The following is a 791-nucleotide window of genomic DNA, read 5'->3' as shown; positions in this document are numbered from 1 at the left end:
ACCGATGACTGGGGTGAAGTCGTAACAAGGTAGCCGTATCGGAAGGTGCGGCTGGATCACCTCCTTTCTAAGGAAAAAGTAGAGAAACAAGATGTGTTTTACTGTTGAGTTATCAAGGCAACTGAATAATGATATTTCTGGTGCCGATGCGGTTGGGGGACACACCCGTTCCCATCCCGAACACGACGGTTAAGACCCAATCGGCCGATGGTACTGCACTGGAGACGGTGTGGGAGAGCAGGTGGGCGCCAGATCAAAAAGAAAGAAACAGGCGAAGCTGCCTGATAAAAATAGAACGGGCACTGGAAAGTGAGCTCTGTTGGAAACAGAGTGGAGCCAGAAGATTTTCGATAAGTCCGGTGCTAACCCTAAATCAGTCGGGAAGGACTGTTATAATAGCTGGTTTTTACCAGTGATCAGAGTTTACAAAAACAGTTTGTGAGTTCTGATGGCTGATAAAACATCAGTCAGCATTGTACCTTGAAAACTGCATACATGAGATTTGATTAAGTTAATCAAATATCCTTAAACGCAAAGTGTTAAGAAATTAATGCAAACGCAAAGATAGGAAGACATCGATTTATCTGTTATGAACAGAGTAATCAAACACATACGTTACGAACGTGAGTGTAAACTTCGTGAGAAGAAAGCACTTACTGTAGTAACACGAGAATCAAGAGACCGCATCACCTACGCTAGGGTGATGAAGCGAAAGGTCAAGCAATAAGGGCACAGGGCGGATGCCTTGGCACTAAGAGCCGATGAAAGACGTGATAAGCTGCGAAAAGCTT

Annotated in this window: 2 rRNA genes; both read left to right on the top strand. The window is 44.5% G+C overall.

Annotated features, from left to right (window positions below):
* Nucleotides 1-67, top strand: a 16S ribosomal RNA gene (locus NCY57_RS16675); the annotation flags it as partial.
* Nucleotides 68-136: 69 nt separating this feature from the next.
* Nucleotides 137-254 (top strand): 5S ribosomal RNA (gene rrf, locus NCY57_RS16670).
* Nucleotides 255-791: the final 537 nt, after the last annotated feature.

Source organism: Blautia sp. MB18-30, assembly GCF_023669475.1.
Classification (GTDB): Bacteria; Bacillota; Clostridia; order Lachnospirales; family Lachnospiraceae; genus Blautia_A; species Blautia_A fusiformis.
Note: the sequence above shows the minus strand (reverse complement) of the source record. Positions and strands in the feature narration are given on the sequence as shown.